Raw genomic sequence first — 22,956 nt, 5'->3', positions numbered from 1 at the left:
CGGATTCTTTTTTATTTCACCTTCGTTTCAACGCGTTGATCGGAAGCTATTTCACGACCGGCATTGTAAGCGTCGAAAACAACTTTTGTTTTGGTAAAGTCGGGTACGTTAAACGAGAAAATACTTTCCTCGTAGTACTCTTTCGGATGTCGCTGAGGCAACAGGAATGGTTTTGAGAAGTGTCCTTTGTCATCCACACAAGCCAGATAGAGATGACTATAAAGTCCATCGCCACGGCGACTGGTAAAGACAATCCAGTGCGAGTTTACATTCCAGTTGTGATAGCTGTCGGCCTTCTCGCTGTTTATCTCCTTCAACTCGCGCGCTTCACCCGTTTGCAAGTTCAGCAGCCACTGGTTACTCTCCTGGTGCCAGATTGAGAAGTAGCCGTAATCCATCAGCGTAAACAAGATGTACTTGCCATCGTACGACGGACGGGGCCAAGTCAGACTCTTACCCATCGCCACCGCATTAAAGATGGTATCCACCTTCTCGCCGTATTTACCTGTAGCGGGGTCGAATGCAATCTTACACAGGTTGTACTTCTCGTCCTTATAATGCATAGGGTACTCCTGCTGCTTGCAAGTCATGTAATACAAGGTTTTACCATCAGGCGAGAATACAGGTGAGTTCTCACTCCAATCGGGTGTCGATAGCAGCGAGTCCTTAATAATCTCATGAGTAGCGGGATTATACACAAATACATCGCTCGACAAGTCGAACACCTCAATACGCTCATGAGCAACCATATGGAATCCCTGACGCGTCTGGTTAGTAGAGAAAGCACAGTATTTGCCACTGGGGTGCCAGTAAGGATACACCATCGAACCACCTAACTGCTCGTTGCTGGCCTTCAGCCATTCACGCTGACCATCTATCTGGAACATGGTTGCACCATGATCGCCACGCACATGGAATACGAACTTCGATGGGTCGGTCTGACGCGCAGAATGGCAGTTCACACACATGCCAGGCACCTGAGTATTCTCGATAATAGGATACTCATCGAACGTTGCCAGGTCGCGCTGATAGAGTCCCATCTTACTGAACACCTCATAGCCTGGGGCTATACGACGATAGGTCAGTCCCCACTCGTCAAGCGCGTAGGAACTTATGTTTATCGAAAAATCCTTATACTGCGTCCACTGCTCGTCCTTTTTAGTACAGACAGTAACCGTCAGTTGTCCGCCTTTGTTCTGCTGGGTCAGCTCATGCCAGTCGGCTATATCAAAGTCGGCATAGTCGCCCTGCACGTGCAGCTCGCCCCCCTTACTGCCTTTTACCACCACATCCACACAGTCGGCATCAGGACAATCAAAATTCAGCGGTGCCATCTCTGCAGGAATGGTGACACCGATATAATCAGGGTAGATATTGGGCAGTTGATCAACCCTCGATACATTCTCAGGAGTTGAGTTACAACTGGCCATCAGCCAACACCCAACACCAATCACCCAACACCAAATAGTATTCTTCTTCATTTTCCAACCATTAAATAATACCAAAGTGTATTCTTGAACTTAGCCAACTCAGGGGCCTGTTGATTGGTAGAGTAAATACGAGCAAACTCATTCATTTGCTGCAACATAAACTGACTCAGCACGCCCTGTGGAGGTTGCTGTCGCTTCTGCATAAAGGCCAAGGCAATACCCTCCTGAATATGGCGGGGATTATACTGTACTCTACTCTGGACTACAGGCGCATACTGCATAAAACGGGCGATATCCTTATCCATCAGCGGCATCATCAGCAGATACTGTGCAGCCACCATGTTGCTGGTGTTATGCATAAACAGCAGTCCACAGATTTTATCCAGTTCCCTATCGCTGAACAAGAAGTCGTCCTGCAAGCGATACTGACGCAATGTGCCATACAGTGGGTGCTCGTTAATGGCCTTCTCGTTACCCAACATAGCTAACGTACGCTGTGCCCATGGACGGTAGAACACGGTTTTCTCCAACATCTTCAGATATTTCTCGGCCACCTTGTACTCACCGTTTATCAGATTGGTCTCGGCCAGTCGCTTCACCACACGTGCACTCTTATTATAGTTAGGAATAGCCTCCATCGCCTCGAAAGCCAGTCGCTGGGCGGTGTTCACCAAACCCAAGTTAAAATAGATCTCACCCGTCAGCTGTGTCGTAGCAAAGTTACGTTCAAACTTAGGCAGCAACCCCTCTGAACCACGCTGAAAGAAATCGAAAGCCTTATCGCCAAGCTGATTGGTCATTGCCAATGCCAAATTGGTGGCACTCACGCTCATCGGCAGATCGGGTGTCTGTGCCTCGGCCTTGGCGATAATGCCATCCCAATCACCTATACGCACCAGATAGTCATACTCCATCAGTTCGTATTTCTTAGCATTAAAACCAAATTGCTGGGGTACCACTACTAGTACAGCCAACAACAAAGCCTCAGCTGTCAGCCCCCACGTCTTTGGCTCAGGCAAACGCTTGGTCAGCCATCCTAACAACAGCACCACCACTGGGATTGCCATCAGTACGTAGGGCAATGTCACTGGGAAACGGTAGTAACTGATGCCTAGCATCACCCTCATCATTGGGAATGGCAGATAGTGCGCACTCAACAGTATCAAGGCCAATGCGTAAATGACTGATAGTGGCATCATCCATATAGCCACCATCAGAACTATCGGTCCTATCAACCAATAAAGTACAGGTATTAAAACCACCGCAGCTGCCACCTTAGCCACTTTGTTTTGTGGTGCCAGTTTGTTCCAAGCTATCATCACAGCCAAAGCCATTACCAGTGCCACGGCATACGTCAGCATCACACTCTCGTCGCCCATGGCAAACCACAACATGGCCACTGGTATCATACTCAGTATGTAATGGTCCTTTATCTGCATCAACCGCCACGTGAGCCGCTGTATCAACATATACAGCACGGCTATGATGGCTGCACCTATGGCAACACCATTATAGAACTGCACCAGGAACTCGGCCACATAGCGGGCCAAGCCACCAGGCTCTGCCAGACGCTCTAAGAAATAGTCGGCATCAAACAAGAACAGCTGCAACTGCTCCTGATAGGTAAGCGCAAAGGGATAGCGGTAGCTCCAGAACAGGAACACCAACACGCCTACCACCAGCGTTACAAGCCACGCCCACTGTTTATTGCTTAATTTCTTCATGTGTATCGGCATTCATCGTTACCACACGTCCATCAGGATACTTACGCTGATAGGTTAAGGGGAACATATCCTTCAGGAAATCATGCAGCACACCCTCCTTCATGTTCTTAGCCAGCTCTCGGGTATAGTTTTTATACACCAGATGGAAACTGTCGGCACGCTGTGCAATGTACTTAGCCTGCACGCTGTCGCCCTTTGTCTGCAAGTCGGCAGCAAACTTACGCATCTTCATCAACTCGCGGTTATGCATCTCGGTACGCACCTTCCACTTCTCCAACGAGTCGTTCTGAGGGGTACCCATGGCATGACTGATACTATCTATAGTAACCTTTACATCGCCCGGCTCGCTTACCACCAACAATGGCTGCAATCCAAAACGGTAATGGTAATCCATCAGGATAGTGTACATCTGGGTGGTATCTTTTTCGAAATGGAACTTGCCATCCTTAATCTCCATCGAATCAACAAACTCTGCAGTCTTTGGCCCTTTAAATGGTACCAGGAATATACGTTTTCCTTCGTACTGTTCGCCATTCACGGTGCCCTCGATATGGCACACCTGACTACTTTGCTGGCAACTGTAAAACATCGTAGCAGTTGCCAATGTCATAAAACACAAAAGAATCTTCTTCATAGTTATTTAATTTTTACTTGTTCTCGTTTGTTGTCAAACACCTGTCGATAAGCTTCGTGAGCATCCAACTCCACCTTGGTCTTGGTAAAGTCGGGCACGTTGTAAGCATCCATCAGTTCCTGATAATACTTGCGTGGATTGCGCTGAGGCAACAGGAATGGCTTTGAAACACGTCCTTGCTCATCAATACAAGCCAGATAGAGTTTGGTGTACATACCATCCTCGCGCTTACTGCTGAACACAAACCAACGACTGTTGTCGCTCCAGTTATGATAGGCCTCACACTGACCACTGTTAATCTCTGTCAGCGCTCTGGTTTTACCAGTTTTTAGATCCATCAGCCACAAATCAGCATCGTCCTGACTCACGGGGAAATTACCACGACTGCTCACACAGTACATCAGCCAGCGCCCATCGTACGAGGGACGGGCCAACACGTAGCTTTTATCAGTTGCCGGTCCGTTCAACAGCGTATCCACCTGTAGCCCGAACTGTCCCTTTTCGGCATCAAAGCCGATACGACAGAGGGAGCATTTTACTTTCTCGTATTCGGCAGGCACCTTACAAGGTTTCGAGGTGCTGTAGTACAGCCACTTGCCATCATGCGAGAAAGCGGGGAATATCTCCAGATCTTCTGTCTGCAACAGGGGCGAAAGTATCAGTTCGTTAGTACGGGTATCGAGCACCTCAACATTACTGAACTTGTGATATACCTCAATACGCTGTCCTGTGCCAGTAAAGAAACTCTGATGCACAGAGTTAACAGCCATTGCCACATAGTCGCCCTGTGGATGCCAGTAACTGTAAGAGCCAGCCGCCTTGGTCGAATCGGTCTTGGTTTCCACCCAAGCCTGTTTGCCCTCTTTCTGTATCATGGTACCCCCACCCTCGCCACGCATCTGCAGGGTAATACGGTTGGGATTGGTGCGGTTGGCAGTATGACAGTTAAAGCATCGGCCAGGCACAACGGTCTCTGCAAGGATGGCAGTCTCATCAAAATTACTGAGATTACGTTGGTAGATGCCGATATCGCCCCCCACCTCGTAGCCTGGTTTTATACGACGATAGGTCAATCCCCATTCGTCCAGATTATCCTTGCTTACATAAATATCAAAGTCATTATACTGTGTCCATTGGCCGTCTTTCTCCACACAAACCGTGAGGGTGATTTTTCCACCTCGGTTCTGTTGGGTTAACGCTTGCCAATCGGCTATATCAAAATCGGCCCAATCGCCGTTGGTGTGCAACTCGCCACCTTTACTACCACGAACCACCACATCCATACAATCAATATCCTCATCGGCGAGGTTGAAATTCAGCGGGGCAATATCGGCAGGTATCGTTACACCTATATAATCTGGGTAGATATCAGGCAGTTGATTAACCTTCGAGACATGTTCGGGGGTTGAAGCACAACTGGCCATCAGCCAACACCCAACACCCATCAACCAATATCCAATCTTATTCATTGCTGTTGTCCTCCCATCATTCTTTTAGCATAATTAGCAAACGGCGAGCCCTGCACGTTACCCTGCATCTGTATGCAGCGCATCACGTCCTGATAGCCCAACGGCATCTGGCGATAGCCACCATACTGCTGAGCTGCACCCAAATACTGCTGGAATCCCTTCAGGTTGCCTTTCAGCAGCATCTGAGCCAGGAAATAATCCAGTGCCATTTTGTTATCGGTATTGTTCATGAACAGCAATCCGAACATCTTGTCCATTTCCTCGTAACTATACAAGAAGTTTTCCTTATAGCGCAACTGGCGCAAGCGGCGGTATTCGGGCTGTGCATTTACCCAATCGTCACTCAATATCACACTGTTTGCCCACGAACTATAGTACAGACTCTTCTTCAACAAGTCTAACTGTTTCTTGGCAGCCTTATAATGTCCGTTCACCAACATGCACTCGGCAATACGCTTGGTGCATCGACCGCTCTTACGAGCGTTCAGTATCGACTCTTGTGTATCAAACATATAACGCTGGGCCGAGTTCACCATACCCAAACGCCAGAAAGCCTCAGCCGATGGCAACATCGAGGTAAGGTCGCGTGTACGAGGCATCACCAAAGCATCCTCGCCACTCTGATAGAAGTCGAACATTCTATCGGCCAACAAGCGTTTTTGCGATAAAGCCAAGTTCACACAGTTCGACCAGAATGGGGTATTCACCCGATACTCGCCGGCACGTTTCACAATATCATCCCAGCGTTCATGGCGCACCAGATAATCCATGCGAATCAGCTCATACATATCCTTATCGTAGCCACTCCACTGCGGATAGTGAAGAGGTATGCGGTAATAGTTCAGTCCGGTCAACGCCTGCTGCAAAGGCCACTGTGGTAACAGCCAAGCATACACCATCAGTTGCACAGCCACCATCCAACCAGCCGTCCACAGGTGTTTCCATCCCAACTGTACCGCACGTACCACTATATATAACCATACTATCGGTCCTATCAGCCAATAGGCCACAGGCAGCACAGCCGCATCTATCCATGAATAGCGTCGAGGCATAACACAAGCTAATGCCAATGCCAAGACGATGGCTACAGGCAGCGATAACAGTACATTGATATCGCCCATCAACCACCATAGCATCAAAACGGGAACCAAACTAAGCAACCCCCACTTTGGCGGCAGCAATCGGGCCGTTAAACGCTGTAAAGCTACATAAAGTAACGCCAACAGCAGTGCCCCTAACCATTCTACATAATAAAACTGCACAATAAACTCACCTAGCCAATCGGCCAAACCTCCAGGAAGACTGACACGCTCCACGAAGTAATCACTCGTCCACAGAAACAGTTGGTACTGCTCCTGATACGACATGGCGTGCGGGTATGCTATATACCAAAACAAGAATGCGCCGATGCTTATTAGCACTGACAAGGCTATAGTTCCGTATTTAGTTATCGTTTTATTCATAAACGCTGCAAAAGTAGCACAAAAATCTGACTTAACAAAGTTTTTATCTAAATTATACCTACAAAAAGAGTTTTTTACTATCTTTGTACCCGAATTAAGCAATAAAGTATTACCAACCAGAAAACAAAGAAATGAAGAAAACATTGTATGCATCACTGGCAGCAATCATGCTTGCCATGCCAGCTAATTGTTTGGCAACCAAATTCCTTGGAGTTAAAGTTATCGACAAAGATTATCTGATGTTGCACTTCCGCGATGGCGAGGTGCATTATCGCGACAACGGCACGGGTCCCAGCGCCTATTTAGGTCACTCGTTTGCCGAGGGCGACGACACCCTATTGGTATTCGGCGAGCGTTTGAAAGCGGCCCAAGCACAGAACGCCGGTTTGTGGAAGATCAGCTCGCCCGACGACAAGACCTTTGCCACAGCACAACCCTTAGCCGTCTGGCGTAAATCCAAGCCAATGAACACCGACAACACACTGACAAGCGAGTTAGACCATTGGCTGTTTTTGCAGATGCCTAGGGCCATGAAACAGGGCTGCACATACAAAGTTGCCATCCCCGCAGGCATAGGCAGCGATAAAACCGAGGCCACTATCCGCTTCGATGTATGGAACAACCAATCCGAAGCCGTACACATTAATATAATAGGTTATTCGCCTTTTGAGTCCGTTCATGCTGCCGACCTTTACCAATGGTTGGGCGATGGCGGTCAGCGCGATTACAAGCAACTGGAGGGTAAAGGCGTATGGCTTTACAATGTGAACACCAAGAAAAAACAGAAGGTGGGCACCATAAAGTTCTGGCAACCAGCCTCAGCTGCCAAGAAAGAAGCCGGCGGTAAGAGTTTGATAGGTACCGATGTATGGAATATCGACTTTAGCGCCAACAAACCTGGTTGTTACCGATTGGTAGTAGAGGATGTGGGCTGTAGTATGGACTTCGAGGTAAAGAACGACATCTATTATGAGCCTTTCCGCTATTCCGTTCGCGGTTATTACTACATGCGTTTGGGCGAGCCAATCGATACCGCCAAGGTATTCCCTGCCCCACGCCAGCCACAGTTTATTCCTGAGACCGATCCCAAAGGTCTTACCATTTACAAAACCGACTTCCACCCATGGAGCCCAGGCTGGGCAGAACTGCATACCGACGTATGGGATGAGCCCCACTTTAAGCAGCTCAAACAGTCCGTCTTCTGGCAGCATCGTCTGCCTGGCAATCCTGTGAATACCGAGGTGAAAGGCGGGCACTCTGATGCCTTCGACTGGGATCGCCACCTGGCACACGTCAGCAACATCTACGACATGCTGTTGCCTTATATCCTCTCGGGTGGACGTTTGAACGAAGATCAGTTAGGTATCCGCGAGAGCGGTAATGGTATCCCCGACCTGATCGACGAGGCCTGCAACGAGGTAGATTTCTTCCTCTCTATACGCGATGGCGAGGCTTACTCACAGGGTGTCACCAACCCTTGTGCCGACTGGAGCGTGATGTTCCAGGCAGGCTGCACCACTATGGCAGCCTGGGCCAATGCTGCCAACTGCGCCATTCTGGCCGAGGCCTTCAGATTGAACGGCAACGACAGCCTGCGTCAATACTATACTGCCGAGGCCATCAAAGCATTTAGCTTTGCATCAAAGCAGGACAATCAGCAACTCGACGACCTGCAGGATGTAGGTTCTATGCAGATGCGTGGACGCGACTTCCGCCAGATGGCAGCAGCCTTTCTGTATAACCTGACTGACGATGAGAAGTGGGAAAAGATATTTGCTGATGAAAGTATGATTAAGAGTCCTAACTCACAGGTATTCAGCAAGGGTAAGCACGGTTTCTTTGGCGTAGGTGTAATGCACGAGAAGAGTAAGCAGTTAGTCCCCTTCTGCCAGTACTGGGCAGCAGCAGCCTATCTTACCTGTCCACATACACGCCACTATGGCGAGCTTTACCAAAACCTGAAAGCCAGCATCAAGGGCCAGGCCGAGGCTTACAACTATGGTCACATGCCCCAACGCCCCAGTCGCCGTTCGGCCAACGACGACCGTTGGCAAACCTCGCAGAACCTGCAACTGGTGATGTTAGCTCACTATATTGCCAACAAGGCAGAGCGCAAGCAGTTAGAGCACGCTATGTTTACCGAGGCCGGTTGGGCTTTAGGTCGCAATCCTGGTAATATTGTTGAGATGACAGGCCTTGGTCAGCGTCACATCACCGATGTATATTCTACAGGTCGCAACGATGGTGCCTCAGGCACCCACCCCGGTCAGACACCTTTCAACGGTACCGAGACTTGGTCGCCTGGTCATAATGGCGGCGATGCCCGTGTGATCTTAGCCTATTGCTATCCCGATTGGAACAATGGTGGTTGGCCCTGTCAGGAGTCGTACTTCAATCAGCGTTACTTCTGGGTAAACGGCGAGTTCACGCCTCGCGAAACCATGCGTGGCAAGATGGCCCTCCTGGCCTACCTCTATGCCATTCGTTAGAATCCATAAACATAAAAAAGAAACCGCCCCGCGAACTGATTACAAGTTGCGGGGCGGTTGATTGATTTATTGAGTTTTTTATTGCTCAAATTAAGATTTACTTAGCCTTGAAGTGCCAGAATGTAGCTTCACCCCAGTTGCCAAGACCACCAAAGTCACCACCGTCAGGATAAACAAGAGTCATCTTGTCGCCGGTCAGGTAAACAACTTCGAACTTAGTTGGCATGTTACCGCCAGAGTTAATCTCGAATGGCCACAGGATAGTACCAGCAGTAGTATTCAGATCGGCAACCTTCCAAGTATTACCATCAACTAGGTCGAATGAATAAATACCACTATTAATTACATTACCCTTTCCATCATGACGAGTAATCATACCATCGGGTGTAAGAGTAAAGTAAGCATCCATGCTCTCATCACCATGAAGTGTGCCATCGTTGCTATGCTGAAGCTGATCAGCGAAATCTGCTTCGCTTGTACAACCCCACCACTGGCCATTACCAGTAGTACCTACGTCAGAACCTGCACCGCCGCAGTAACCCATGTTACCCCAGACAGCACCAGTAACGCCCTGGTCCCAAGTCCAGTCCTTACCCTGGCTCTTTTCATAGCCAGCAGCCATACCAAGGATATCGCTATTACTTGCAAACTGCCAGAATGTAGCTTCACCCCAGTTACCAAGACCACCAAAGTCACCTCCATCAGGATAAACCAGTACCATACGGTCCGATGTCAGATAACAGATATCGAACTGAGTTGGTTTGTTACCACCAGAGTTAATTTCATAAGGCCACAGAATAGCACCAGCAGATGTTTCGAGAGTACCAACCTTCCATGCTGTTGGATCATTTGGATTCCAATCCTTAATGGTATAAGTACCCTTACGAATCTGAGTTCCACTAGCATCAAAGCACTTAATAGTACCATCGTCGGCAATAACCATCGTAGCATCCATGCTGTGGTCACCAATCAAACCATCCGAAGCGTGTTGTGTCTGATCTTCGAATTCAGCTTCACTGGTAACACCCCACCATTTGCCGTTTCCAGAAAGAGCAACGTCGGCACCAGCGCCACCGCAGTAACCCATGTTACCCCAAACTACACCGTCAGGAGCATTTGTGTTCCATTTCCATACCTTTGAACCGTATGCATCTGAAGCAATGAGACGAATCTCTGGATCCAACTCCTGCTGAACAAATACATTCAGTGTTGTTGAAGTTTCGGTCAAAGTTCCATCATAGTTCAAAGAGCGGATATAAACAGTCTGATTAGGATCAGAGCCACGACCTGGTTTCAAGGTAAACTTACCAGAAGCACCAGATGCCATCAGATTCATACTACCATCAGAGCGGAATGTATAAACCTGAACAGAACGACCAGGATTAGTTTGATAGAAAATATAGTTTCCATCAGCAGCGGGCTGTGTATAAGCCTCATCAGCATACTGTGTAAATGAGATACCATTGAGAATATCTTCAGCACTAGAGTACACCTTAGCATTGTCAACTTTCTCCTCAGCAGGGTTACAAGCTGTTAGTGCAAAGGAGCCTGCAAGGAGTGACATGAATAATATCTTTTTCATATTCTTTTTTCGTTTTAGATTTTGTTATTACTGCCACTGTGAGTAGTAGCCTGTTGTACCATCCCAACCTGCATTCTGCTTGATTGAGCCGTTAGACAGATCGACCTGAGCTTGTGGAATACGATAGTAACCATTAGTAGCCTTGTAACGAGCCACATAGCCATCGCCCTGCTCTTTCATAACAGTCGCCTTGCCATTATTATAAATCTTTCCGCCGACCTGCTTAGCCAAGCAATTCTCTACAATACCCCAGCGACGCATATCGTCCCAGCGGTAGCCTTCGAAAGCCAACTCCCAACGGCGTTCGTTCTGCAGATTCTCCAAAGTATATGGCTTGGGTGACAAACCTGCACGTGCACGGACCTGATCCATACCCTTAGAAGCATCCTGATACAACTCTGAACGCATCAGCAACACATCGGCAAAGCGGATAAGTGGTAGGCTCTGGCAGTGTGATGCCTGGAAATGTCCACTCTCATCACCACCAAATAATTCTGCACAGAACGACATTTTGTCACCACCACTTGAACGTACGGCACACATCTTCTTTTGATGGATGCCTGTAGCCTCCATCCACTCAGCAGTATTTGTCCAGTCAAAATCGTCGGGGAATACAAACAGAGAAGCATCACGACGCTTATCGTTTGGCTCGGCCACCTTCCAATCGTCATAGAAGTTAGGTGTTACAGGACCACACCCCCAACCTGTACCAAATGGATAAACGCTACCTGGCTTATCTTTTAAGAAGCATTCGCCATCACCCCAGCCGCCATTGCGGATGCCGAAGAAAAGGGCATACTGGTTAGACTGGTGGAGCTGAGTGCCACTCCAGTCGGACAGATATAGATAGTTGATAGCAAACAACACCTCCTTGTTACCTTCACTCCAAGTCTCACCAAGATCGGCTACGTAATTATAGTCGGCTTTTGTAGCAGAGTTAGCGTATGGCCACAATGAGCGATAGTCAGCCAACAATTCATGTCCAGAATTTGCTACGATATCATCGAGCACCTTCTTAACGTATGCCTCATCAATAGAACTCTCACCAGCAGGCAGAGTCGTCTGTTTGAAGAAACCTGTATAGAACAAGTAAACACGAGCTAGCAGTGCTCCAGCAGCCCACTTACTAACCTTGCCATACTGCAAAGTCTGCCATCCATCGTACTTATACGAAGGCATGATTTCCCAAGCCTCTTTCAGGTCTTCTCCAATCTTTGAATAAACAACCTCTGGCTGCACCTGCTCTGGAGAGGTTTGAGCCTCCTGCACATTCTCTGGTGACTTCTCAACCATAGGAATATAGCCAAAGCACTTTACCAGATCGAAGTAATTGAAAGCGCGCATGAACAACAACTCACCCTTTGACTGATTGCGAAGTGCTTCGTCAGCAACGTTATCAACAGCAGCTAAAGCAGAGTTAGCACGAGCGATAGCAGAATAAGCAGCTTTCCACAGCGACTCCATCTGAGTGTTATTGTTGAACATGAAGTGATCGAGCGCCTGCGTTGGTTTATCGTCGGAGCCACCACCACCATACATATCATCCGAGGCGAGGTTTGCCCATGTCAGGTACTGACCAACGTCATTATTTTTGAAGGGCTGATAGAATGATGCCTCATATACAGAAGCAATCATCTGATTTACATCTGTTTCGGTCTTAGGAAAGTTTCCGCTATCCTTGCCAGTATAATTCTGAGAGTCAAGGAAGTCCTCGCAACTTGTCAGCGCAAGCATGGCTGTAAGACCATATAATAATATCTTTTTCATATTTTCTTAATTCTAAAATCTAAATTTTAATTAGAACTTCACGTTTACACCAACCATATAAGTACGTGGGGTTGGATAGAAACCATTATCGATACCAGCTGCCCAGGTATTACCGCTACCACCTTCAGAACCCAGTTCAGGATCCATACCAGAGTAACCTGTGAAAGTAAAGAGGTTATTAGCAGAAACATACAGGCGGAGCTGCTGTAATGGGCAAGACTTCCAAAGCTTCTTGAAATCGTAACCAAGAGTTACGTTCTGAATCTTTACATAGTCAGCATCCTCAAGCCAAATCTCCGACATTGTCATGAAGTTAATATTCTTCAGGTTGTTCAGTTTAGGCAGGAAGTTTGAAGTACCTTCACCACGCCATGAACCGAATACCAACTTCTGACTCAGGTTGTCAGCCATGTTAGAGTCGTTGTTGGTAGAACGTAAAATCTGCTGTCCAAATGCACCGGCTGCGGTTACAGAGAAATCAAATCCCTTATAGCCAAGATTGATATTCATACCAGCAGTAAAATCAGGATGAGGATCACCAATATTGGTACGATCGCTCAGGTCGATAATGTTATCGCCATTAGTATCAACAAAGATTATATCACCAGGCTGTGGGTTTCCACCATGGATATTATCTGTGTACTTAGCCTTCCAAGCGTCGATCTGAGCCTGATTCTGGAATACGCCGTCAGTCTTCATACCATAGAAGTAACCGATAGGCTCACCAACCTTAACCTGGTAAACCTCGTCAGAACCCTGAATCAACACATTACCTGGACCATGGATGATACCTTCACCATTATTAATCTTAGTAACAGTATTCTTGTTATAAGAGAAGTTGAAGTTTACGCCATAAGTAAAGTCCTTACCAATGCGGTCGTTCCAGTTTAATCCAAGCTCAAATCCCTTATTCTCAACATCACCACCATTTACAAATGGAGCGTTCAAACCATATACACTCAAGATAGGAGCCTGCAGCAACCAGTCCTTAGTAGTCTTTTTATACCAGTCGAATGCCAAACCAAGGCGACCACCCAAGAAACGAGCATCAACACCAAGGTCAAGCTGTTCTGAAGTTTCCCATGTTACATCAGGATTCTGAAGTACATCAGCATAACCACCTGTAGTTGGAGAGGTGTGGTTGCCAACACCATAAAAATAACCACTGGCAGCGCTGAAGCCGAAGGTCATCAAATACTGGAAGTTAGAAATACTCTGGTTACCATTCTGTCCCCAAGAAGCACGAAGTTTTAAGAAGTCGAGCCAAGAAGCAGCTTTCTCCATAAACTTCTCATTGGTGAGAACCCAACCTACTGAAGCTGATGGGAAGTAGCCCCAACGATGACCAGGAGCAAAGTTTGAAGAACCATCGGCACGCAAAGTAAACTGAGCCATATACTTCTCGTTATAGTTATAGCTAGCACGTCCAAAGAATGAAGCCAACGACCAATCGCCCTGAGGACTACCAGAAACTGAAATATCTGCCAGCTGTGTATTCTGAGTATTACTTACCCATGCGCGAGTCCAATCATCCTCAAACAGGTTATTCTTACCTGAAGCGCTAAGATTCTCACCGTAAGTATTCTTCTGAATAGTATTACCAACCACTACATTAATGTTATGCAAACCAAGCTGTAATGTGTATGATAAAGTATTCTCCCATGAGATACTTGAACCTACGCTCAGGCTCTGGCTGGCACCATCCTGAGTTGCAACATCAGTACCAATGGCATGCTTACGTGTCATACCACGATATGAAGAGCTCCAATAACGATAACCGAACTGAGACTTGAAGATCAGGTTCTTGATTGGCTGAATCTGCAGATAAGCAGAGAGGAACAGGTTCCAACTCTTGCTGGCGTGCAGACCCATGCTCTTTGTATCAGCATTTGCCAATGGGTTAGGAAGATTAGTTCCCAGATTATAACCGCGAGCAGCCTGCTCAGCATTGGTCATATAGTTACCTTCCGAATCATAAGGCAACAGCAGTGGGTTACCTACCAATAGGTCGTGCATATTGTTCCAGTACATATTGCCGGTATCAATACCCTCATTACCTGTATGGCTGAACGACATATTCTCACCAATCTTGATCACATCAAAATCCTTAGCCTTCAAGAGTACATGGTCAGAATTAAGACGTGCATTATAACGATCATAGTTTGACTGGTTCTTACCACCGAAGATACCCTTCTGGTTAGTATAAGCAAAACCAAGAGCGAATGTAGAAGTATCATTACCACCATTCAAACCAATAGAGTGATTCTGAATCATTGCACCCTTGTGATACGACTCATCAATCCAGTTGGTTCCTTCCCAGCCCTGCTGAACCATGCTATAGACATCGGCTGGCAGCATGCTCTGCCAATCATTCAGATCAGCACCATCATTGAAATCAATCAAATCCTGTGCATACATCCAATCCTTTGCATTCAGCACATCGGGCTTCTTGGCCAGATACTGCCAACCTACGTAACCATCGTAGTTGATCTGCATCTTACCAGCCTTACCCTGTTTGGTTGTTACCAAAATAACACCATTAGCAGCACGTGCACCATAGATGGCAGCCGAAGCAGCATCCTTCAGTACATCAACACTTTCGATGTCACTTGGGTTCAGCGAGTTGATATCACCGCCAGCTACACCGTCGATAACGTACAGAGGTGCAGAATCACCAATGGTACCGATACCACGGATGTTTACCTTATAACCAGAACCGGCCTGACCTGATGACTGTACAATTGATACACCAGGAGTCTGGCTCTGCATAGCAGCGAGTGCATTGGTTGTGTTCAGTTTGGCGATGTCATCACCCTTAACCTGAACGGTAGCACCGGTAACCAGCTTCTTCTTCTGGACACCGTAACCAATAACTACCACCTCATCAAGCTGAGCATTGTCTTCCTTCAGGGTGATGCTGAGGGTTGACTGGTTACCCACCTTGATTTCTTGTGTCTCATAACCGATGTAAGAGATAACAAGTGTTGCGCCAGGCGACACTGTGAGAGAGAAGTTTCCGTCGAAATCGGTAATAACGCCATTACCTGACTTACCTTTTTCAACTACGCTAGCTCCGATAACGGGGCCTGATGCATCGACTACAGTACCTGTAATCTTCTTCGTTGCCTGCTGGATTTCCTGAGGAGCTCCGGCGGCATAGGCATTTGAAGAGTAACCAAGACCTAAGCAGGCCATAGTACCCATCAGCAGCGCTGTCTTTCTAAAATTTCGATTCATACTTAAGTTTTAAACTATAGAAAATTGGTTTGTAATAATGTCTTAGTTGGAGCGAGTATTTAGTAATACTCCTATTGAACGCAGGCCTAATTATATAAATAGGTACGCGATGACTCAATAGTTAAGACGAATTGTTTCGGGTCATAATTTTCTTTATTTTAAGTTTTCGGGGGCAAAGATAGGCAAAATTTAAGAAACTAAAACAATTTTGTTTGCCCAAAACTGATACTTTTTTACCTAATGCCGTTTTTTAACATTTAAAATACGTAAAAACCACCCAAAATATGATAGAAAGTATTTACCTTTGCCCCATAATTATCAATCTAAAACAATATGAACAAGAGAGTTAATACTATTTTAGCTTTACTGCTGATGTGCGGTATGCATCTGCTGGCTCAGGAGTTTGAAACAGCCACCCAAGCCGTAAAGAATATGGGCGTGGGCTGGAACTTAGGCAACACCCTTGAGGCCAACAGTCAGACCTACCACGATTTTACCAAGGATAACTACTGGGGACAGCAGGGACTGGAATCAGAAACCTGTTGGGGCCAGAGCAAAGCCAAGCCCGAGCTCATCAAGATGATGAAGGATGCCGGTTTTGGTGCCATCCGTGTACCTGTGACCTGGTATAACCACATGGATAAAGACGGTAAGGTGAATGCAGAATGGATGAAACGCGTTCACGAGGTGGTGGATTATGTCATCAACCAAGGCCTGTACTGTATCGTCAACGTGCACCACGACACCGGAGCCGACGACGACAGTTTTAAGTCGTGGATCAAAGCCGACGAAGCGAACTACACCCAGAACAAAGCCAGATACGAGAACCTGTGGCTCCAGATAGCCGAGGAGTTTAAGGACTACGACGAGCATCTGCTGTTTGAGAGCTACAACGAGATGCTCGACAAGTTGAGCTCATGGTGCTTTGCCTCGTTTGCATCGACCAACAAATACGACGCAGCAGTAGCCAAGTCGGCCTACAATGCCATCAACAGCTATGCCCAGAGCTTTGTGACCACTGTTCGCAACACAGGCGGCAACAACGCCACCCGCAATCTGGTGGTCAACACTTACGCCGCCTGCTGTGGCAACGGCACTTGGAGCGATCACCTGAAAGAGCCCCTATCCCAGTTGACCATCCCCACCGACCCGACAGCCAACCATCTGATGGTCCAGGTTCACGACTATCCCAACATCGCCAATGGCATTGCCAATGTCAAGAAAGAGATTGATGACATGATGACTGCTTGGAACACGCATATCCTCTCGAAAGGCATACCCATGATTCTGGGCGAATGGGGCACAGCCAATGTGGATGAAGGCGACGGCAAGACCGACTATGATGTACGCAGAGATGTAATGTTTGAGTTTGTTGACTATATGATTGCCAAATGCAAGGAGAACAATGTGGCCACCTTCTATTGGATGGGCTTATCCGACGGTGCCTACCGTTCGCTACCCGCTTTTAACCAGCCTGACCTGGCCGAGCGCATTGCCAAAGCCTATCATGGTAGCGACTTTGCTGGCACCTACCCTACCGAGAACGATTTCAATATCAGCTATCTCGTAGAGTACGAGAAAGATTGGGCTGAGCTGTTTCTCTATGGCAATTACAACAGTGTATCGGCACTGAAACTCACTGAGTACAAGGGGCTTCGCATAGAAATGGACGATAACTATGGCAGCAAACTACAGGTAAAAGTTTATGGCGATGCTACAGGTTCAAGTTTTAAGGAAGCCTACTATACCCTGTCGGCCAACTCGAAAACAACCACTGTTAACTTCGAAAACGCCAAGACAGGTTCCACCGTATCACGCATCACCCTGCAAACCAACGTCGGTGCCACTAAAGCCAAAATCAACCAAGTGGCACTTATCAAAAGCGACAACTCAGAGGTTAAACTGAGTCCTACCACCGCCTGGGGCTGCACGCTTAGCACAGAATCATCGCCTGTTAGTGGCATACAAAATATACATTACACCCCAATAGCCGACGACCGTATCTATAACCTGCAGGGGCAGCAGATAGCTAAGCCACAAAGGGGCATCTACATCCAGAACGGAAAGAAATTTATAGCCAAATAACCTTTAACAATGAAACGCTTATTATTAATAATGTGTGCTGCATGGGGATTACACGCCGCAGCACAGATTCAGACAAACGCAGGTGTACAGTACCTGCAGTGCATGCAAAAAGACATGTCGGCTGATTTCTACGACCTGTCGAACACCTATTTCTTTGCCGACTCATTAGTGAGTTTCGACGCTGCCAAAGGCGAAGGACTGGTACAGTGGAAACGATACCGTATGAGTCCACGACAGGCTTTTAACCTGAATGGCTACTGGCCTGTACGTATGCAGATGCTGGACTTCCCCGATGCTGCATACGAAAACGACCCGAACCTGAAGATTAAGATTGAGTTTATTTCGCCCAGAACAGCACGCATCCGCATGTTTACGTCGCCTGTGGAGCCAAAGAGCACAGACCAAGAGGATATCATGTTCTGCGATGGGTTTAAAGCCAAAGGCGCTGGAGCGATGTGGGAAACATCGCAGACTGGCGATGCTATTAGCTACAAATCGCAGTATGGCAGCATAGAGATAAAAAAATATCCTTGGCGACTGGTTATTAAGGATGCTAACGGTAAAGTGCTGACACAGACACGCCACCTCATCGATAACGACTCGAGTCAGGTAAAACTACAACCCTTCTCGTTTATCAAACGAGGCAGCGACAACAGCCGAAGCATCAACCCCGTACTGACACTCGCCCCTGGCGAACGTATCTATGGTTGCGGTGAGTCGTTCACATCGTTAAACAAAGTGGGACAAAAGGTACACCTGAGCGTGACCGACCCACAGGGACCTGAGACCGACGGACAGTATAAGCCCGTGCCCTTCTTCTTTTCAAATCGAGGCTACGGTATCTTTATGCACACCTCTGCACCAGTCACCTGCGACTTCGGGGCATCATATATCGGCGCCGACCGCCTGTTTATGGCCGACGAGCAGATGGACTTCTTCGTATTCTTCGGCGAGCCTAAGGATATCCTTTACGAATATACCGAGATTACAGGCAAATCGCCACTGCCTCCGCTGTGGAGTTTTGGCACTTGGATGAGTCGTATCACTTACTTCTCGCAAGAAGAGGGGTTAGAGATTGCCCGCCAACTGCGCGCCAACCGCATCCCTGCCGATGTGATACATTTTGATACGGGCTGGTTTGGCACCGACTGGCAGTGCGACTACCAATTTGCCAAGGACCGTTTCAAGGACCCCGTAAAGATGCTGAAGCAGTTGGCAAAGGACGGCTTCCACACCTGCTTGTGGCAGCTCCCCTACTTCACACCCAAGAACCGATTCTTTAACGAGATTATCGACAAGGGCCTCCATGTCAAAAATGCCACTGGCGGCATGCCTGTCGAGGATGCCATCCTCGACTTCTCTAACCCAGAGACCGTCAACTGGTATCAGCAGAAGATAGAAGGACTGATGAAACAGGGTGTCTCCACCATCAAGTGCGACTTTGGCGAAGCAGCCCCCTACAATGGTTTCTATCATAGCGGCAAGGGCGGACTGTATGAGCACAACCTCTATCCGCTGCGCTATAACAAAGCCCTTTGGGAGGTGGTTGAGCGCAATCATCCTGGCGAAGGCATTATCTGGGCCCGCTCAGCTTGGGCTGGCAGTCAGCGTTATGCCCTGCACTGGGGTGGCGATGCCGCTACCACCAACACTGGCATGCTTGGCGACTTGCGAGGTGGACTGAGTTTCGGACTGAGTGGTTTCTCGTTCTGGAGTCATGATATGGGCGGTTTCGTCACAGCATCGCCCGAGGATATCTATCGTCGTTGGCTGCCATTCGGATTCCTGAGCAGTCACACCCGTGCCCATGGTGCCCCTCCCACAGAGCCTTGGCTCATCTCCGAATCGTTTACCAATGCTTTCCGTGCTTGTGCCGAAATGAAGTATAAGCTGATGCCGTATGTTTGGGAACAGGCCAAGGAGTGCTCTAAGTTAGGACTGCCCATGGTACGAGCCCTATTGGTAGAGTTCCCACACGATCAGGGTGCCTGGTATGTAGAAGATGAGTATATGTTCGGCTCAAAGATGCTGGTGGCTCCATTATTGGAGAGTGGCAACAGTCGTAATGTGTACCTGCCAAAGGGTAAGTGGATCGACTACCAGACAGGTAAGGTTTACGAGGGCGGCTATCAGACCATCGAGGCTGGCGAGATACCTTGTATCATCCTGGTAAAAGACGGCAGCGTGATACCCCACGCCCCACTGGCCCAGCGCACCGACCAGATTAACTGGAATGCGATAGAGAACAAGGAGTATAAAGCCAATTAATCATTAACGGATACGGTGCTTGGCAATAACCTCACCGTCGTACGAGTTGATGCTGATTCTGACCGAGTCGGCATCAATTCTATTTGTAGGGATACTGAGATATACCTTGGTAGAGTAATACTCAGGCACGTTACCTTGGTCGTGATACAGAATAAGATGACGTATCTGCTTGCCATCAGCATGTTTAACCAGTGTATCGCTGATAATCGCTAAGCTCTGAGCGGCGGTAGAATCATCGGTAACACCCGTCTTCAGTTGCAGACTCAGGTTCAGATACTTTCCCGTTTTACTCATCCAGGTGCTCTCAAACTTCACAGGATCGGTCAACAGCGGCTTATCAAAATCCGAAAGCAAGGCGATGTTAGCACATGGTACCTGCCCCATCGAAACCACCTCGGCCTGATTTTCTACCTTATTATAATATAGCATACAGCGATAGGTGGTATCGGCCTTGCTGACCCACTTGGCAGTATAAGGTGCTGTGAGCGACAATTCGTCGCCATCATCGGTAACAATCTTTGTTACCTGCTGGTTGCTGTTCACCACAGCCTCAGCAAAGTCGCCTCGCAACAAAGAGTACTTCCCCTCGCCCTTATCGTAAACATCCTGAGAGCATGAGATGATGAGGAAGGTGGATACTATGCAAAGCAGCTTTTTCATTGGGCAGCCATTAAGTTTCGCACTGGGTTGGCATACATCGTCAGCATGCGTTCACGGAGGAATGCCTCGTCCTTATTGGGCAGATTGATCTTGGCCATCTGACCAGCTAAGTACTGATTGAAACGTTTCACATCAGCCTCGGTATAATGGGCGGCATTGGCCTGATTGCCATTCAACTCGTCAAGGGCGATGTAGTTGCATGGATAAAGCTCGTAGCCACGATGTATCTCGCGGTCCATACGTTCAGCAACTGCCTTGAACCACTCTGTCTTAGGCAACTCCGAGAGGTCGTCGATCCAGGTATTGATAGGGGCTGCAGGACGATAAACCACACGTCCCTTATAGCCGAAGATACCCGTCTTCATATTGTCGAGATCGTCCTGACGTGATTTCTTGAAGCCCGGATTATCGCGTTTCTGCTGAAACTCCTGTGCCTTCAGATAGTCGCAAGGGTCAAACTCATAGCTGATGGTGAGCGGTACGATGTTCAGTTCCTTCAGATCACCCCCCATGGCCAGCATCTTCAGCACTGCATCCTGGGTATGGTCGCTCGAATCCTTAGCTCTACCCTCGCGCTGGGCAATCCAGATATTCTCCTTTTTCTGAGTTACGGCATAGTGGATATAACGACTCATGAGCTGCGAGGCCGCCAACGTTTCGCGCAGCGATAAGCCACGACGCACGGTAAAGGCCTTATTCATACGCACCAGTCGTTTTATCCAAGGATAGATAAGCAGATTATCGCCAATACCTATCTCAACGGTAGTGGGATAACCTGCTTCAACCAGCTTTACATCCAAGAATGCCGAATCGAGCACGATATCGCGGTGGTTCGACACAAATGTGTATCGCTGACTCTTATCGTAAGCTGCAATCGAAGAATCCAGGAACGAGCATCCGTCGGTATGTTTGCGGATGATGTAGTTAACCACCGGTTTCATGAAACGCTTCTGGAAATCGAGTGGTGTTTTGATACCAGTAAATGCCAGGCGCAACAAGGCGTTACGCATCGATTTAGGCAACCAAGGGGTAAAACCCTTCAGTATCATCTGGAACTGTCTGTCGTTGAGCAAGTCGTCGAACGCCTGCTTCATCTCTCCCGCCTCGTAAGGTCGGATCTCGTCGAACTCTTCTCTCATATATTAATCAAACTGATTCTCAACAATCTCTGTCAGCACATCGGTCATCGAGAGACCAGCTGCACGTACCTGCTGAGGGATAAAGCTGGTAGCTGTCATACCTGGTGTGGTATTAACCTCGAGCATCGAGATGCTACCCTCCTTCGAAATGATAAAGTCGATACGGATGATACCATTACAATGCAGGATATCATAGATATGCGAGGTAATCTGACGTACGCGCTCTGTTACATCCTCGGGCAAACGGGCTGGAGTAATCTCCTGTACCTGTCCGTTGTACTTGGCATCGTAATCAAAGAACTCGTTGCTTGTAACCACCTCGGTGGCAGGCAGAACAACAGTCTTCTCCTTGGTCTTATAAACACCGATAGAGATCTCGGTACCTTCGAGGAAGCTCTCAACCATAATCTCAGGACTCTCCAACATCGCCTTGCGGATGGCAGGAGCCAGCATATCCTTCTCCTTCACCTTCGATACACCGAACGATGAACCATCGGCAGCAGGCTTTACAAAGCATGGCATACCGATACGCTCCTCAATCTCGTCGTCGCTTACCAATTCCTCGTAGCCCTTGCGAATCAGCAGCGAGTCGGCCACTTTAACACCGTAGCCACGCAGATACTGGTTCAGCACGAACTTATCAAAAGTCATAGCCTCAACCAGTACGCCGCTGGTGCTGTAAGGCAAACCAATCAGATCGAAATAGCCCTGCAGCAGACCGTTTTCGCCTGGAGTACCATGAATGGTAATATAAGCGTAATCAAAGATCTTGGCCTCGCCGTTTTCCATGAACGAGAAATCGTTACGGTCGATCTTAGCTGTAGTGCCATCGGGCAACTCTACATGCCAGTCCTGACCCTTGATGTCAACAATATACACATTGTAGCGCTCCTTATCAAAGAAGGAGTAAAGTCCCTGTGCCGAGCGCAGAGAAACGTCGTGTTCTGATGAGTCGCCACCACATACGATGGCAATCGTTCTCTTTAAGTTCTTCATTGTATCTTATGTT

At 47.9% G+C, this 22,956-nt stretch carries 14 protein-coding genes; 3 read left to right on the top strand and 11 right to left on the bottom strand.

The window, feature by feature from the left end; all coding sequences use genetic code 11:
- Positions 1–11: 11 nt before the first annotated feature.
- Genes BLR73_RS08900 through BLR73_RS08880 form a run of 5 tightly spaced genes read right to left on the bottom strand, consistent with a single transcriptional unit; the run spans position 12 to position 6,720 of the window.
- Positions 12–1,481: a TolB family protein gene (locus BLR73_RS08900; RefSeq protein ID WP_233456387.1), complete on the bottom strand. Its 1,470-nt coding sequence runs from the start codon at positions 1,479–1,481 to the stop codon at positions 12–14.
- Positions 1,478–3,154: a DUF6057 family protein gene (locus BLR73_RS08895; protein ID WP_091861188.1), complete on the bottom strand. Its 1,677-nt coding sequence runs from the start codon at positions 3,152–3,154 to the stop codon at positions 1,478–1,480. The genes BLR73_RS08900 and BLR73_RS08895 overlap by 4 nt, the downstream gene beginning before the upstream one ends.
- Entirely contained in the window at positions 3,135–3,788 is a 654-nt protein-coding gene (locus BLR73_RS08890) for a DUF4369 domain-containing protein (RefSeq protein WP_081358080.1), read from the bottom strand. Before BLR73_RS08890 ends, BLR73_RS08895 begins: the two co-directional genes overlap by 20 nt.
- A gap of 2 nt (positions 3,789–3,790) precedes the next feature.
- Complete coding sequence (locus tag BLR73_RS08885) at positions 3,791–5,257, bottom strand: TolB family protein (RefSeq protein ID WP_233456386.1); 1,467 nt, start codon at positions 5,255–5,257, stop codon at positions 3,791–3,793.
- Complete coding sequence (locus tag BLR73_RS08880) at positions 5,254–6,720, bottom strand: DUF6057 family protein (protein ID WP_143010920.1); 1,467 nt, start codon at positions 6,718–6,720, stop codon at positions 5,254–5,256. Before BLR73_RS08880 ends, BLR73_RS08885 begins: the two co-directional genes overlap by 4 nt.
- Positions 6,721–6,851: 131 nt before the next feature.
- On the opposite strand from BLR73_RS08880, the gene BLR73_RS08875 reads away from it, so the two are divergent.
- Positions 6,852–9,209 carry a glycoside hydrolase family 9 protein gene (locus BLR73_RS08875; protein ID WP_091861182.1) on the top strand — a complete coding sequence of 786 codons (2,358 nt, stop codon included), beginning with the start codon at positions 6,852–6,854 and terminating at the stop codon, positions 9,207–9,209.
- 97 nt (positions 9,210–9,306) lie between these two features.
- Here BLR73_RS08875 and BLR73_RS08870 read toward each other — a convergent pair whose 3' ends face one another.
- The 3 genes from BLR73_RS08870 to BLR73_RS08860 are packed head-to-tail and all read right to left on the bottom strand — an operon-like array spanning position 9,307 to position 15,795.
- The gene (locus tag BLR73_RS08870; RefSeq protein WP_073044897.1) at positions 9,307–10,791 is read right to left on the bottom strand and encodes a hypothetical protein; all 1,485 of its coding nucleotides are present in this window, start codon (positions 10,789–10,791) and stop codon (positions 9,307–9,309) included.
- Between the two features lie 27 nt (positions 10,792–10,818).
- Positions 10,819–12,558, bottom strand: a complete 1,740-nt coding sequence (locus BLR73_RS08865) for a RagB/SusD family nutrient uptake outer membrane protein (protein WP_091861176.1) — start codon at positions 12,556–12,558, stop codon at positions 10,819–10,821.
- A 30-nt stretch (positions 12,559–12,588) separates the two neighbouring features.
- Positions 12,589–15,795, bottom strand: a complete 3,207-nt coding sequence (locus BLR73_RS08860) for a SusC/RagA family TonB-linked outer membrane protein (protein ID WP_073044893.1) — start codon at positions 15,793–15,795, stop codon at positions 12,589–12,591.
- Between the two features lie 333 nt (positions 15,796–16,128).
- Here BLR73_RS08860 and BLR73_RS08855 point away from each other — a divergent pair, with 333 nt between their 5' ends.
- Entirely contained in the window at positions 16,129–17,880 is a 1,752-nt protein-coding gene (locus BLR73_RS08855) for a glycoside hydrolase family 5 protein (RefSeq protein ID WP_091861172.1), read from the top strand.
- A 9-nt stretch (positions 17,881–17,889) separates the two neighbouring features.
- Complete coding sequence (locus tag BLR73_RS08850; protein ID WP_091861169.1) at positions 17,890–20,148, top strand: glycoside hydrolase family 31 protein; 2,259 nt, start codon at positions 17,890–17,892, stop codon at positions 20,146–20,148.
- A 3-nt stretch (positions 20,149–20,151) separates the two neighbouring features.
- Here the strand turns inward: BLR73_RS08850 and BLR73_RS08845 are convergent, their stop codons facing one another.
- From BLR73_RS08845 to BLR73_RS08835, 3 genes are read right to left on the bottom strand one after another with little or no spacing between them, the layout of a single operon-like run.
- Complete coding sequence (locus BLR73_RS08845) at positions 20,152–20,808, bottom strand: NigD1/NigD2 family lipoprotein (protein WP_091861166.1); 657 nt, start codon at positions 20,806–20,808, stop codon at positions 20,152–20,154.
- The gene (locus tag BLR73_RS08840) at positions 20,805–21,947 is read right to left on the bottom strand and encodes an acyltransferase (protein ID WP_091861163.1); all 1,143 of its coding nucleotides are present in this window, start codon (positions 21,945–21,947) and stop codon (positions 20,805–20,807) included. Before BLR73_RS08840 ends, BLR73_RS08845 begins: the two co-directional genes overlap by 4 nt.
- A gap of 3 nt (positions 21,948–21,950) precedes the next feature.
- Complete coding sequence (locus tag BLR73_RS08835; protein ID WP_091861160.1) at positions 21,951–22,943, bottom strand: D-alanine--D-alanine ligase; 993 nt, start codon at positions 22,941–22,943, stop codon at positions 21,951–21,953.
- Positions 22,944–22,956: the final 13 nt, after the last annotated feature.

Source organism: Prevotella sp. khp1 (assembly GCF_900102205.1).
Taxonomy (GTDB): domain Bacteria; phylum Bacteroidota; class Bacteroidia; order Bacteroidales; family Bacteroidaceae; genus Prevotella; species Prevotella ruminicola.
The sequence above is the reverse complement of the archived record's forward strand: the minus strand, read 5'-3'. Positions and strand labels throughout refer to the sequence as shown.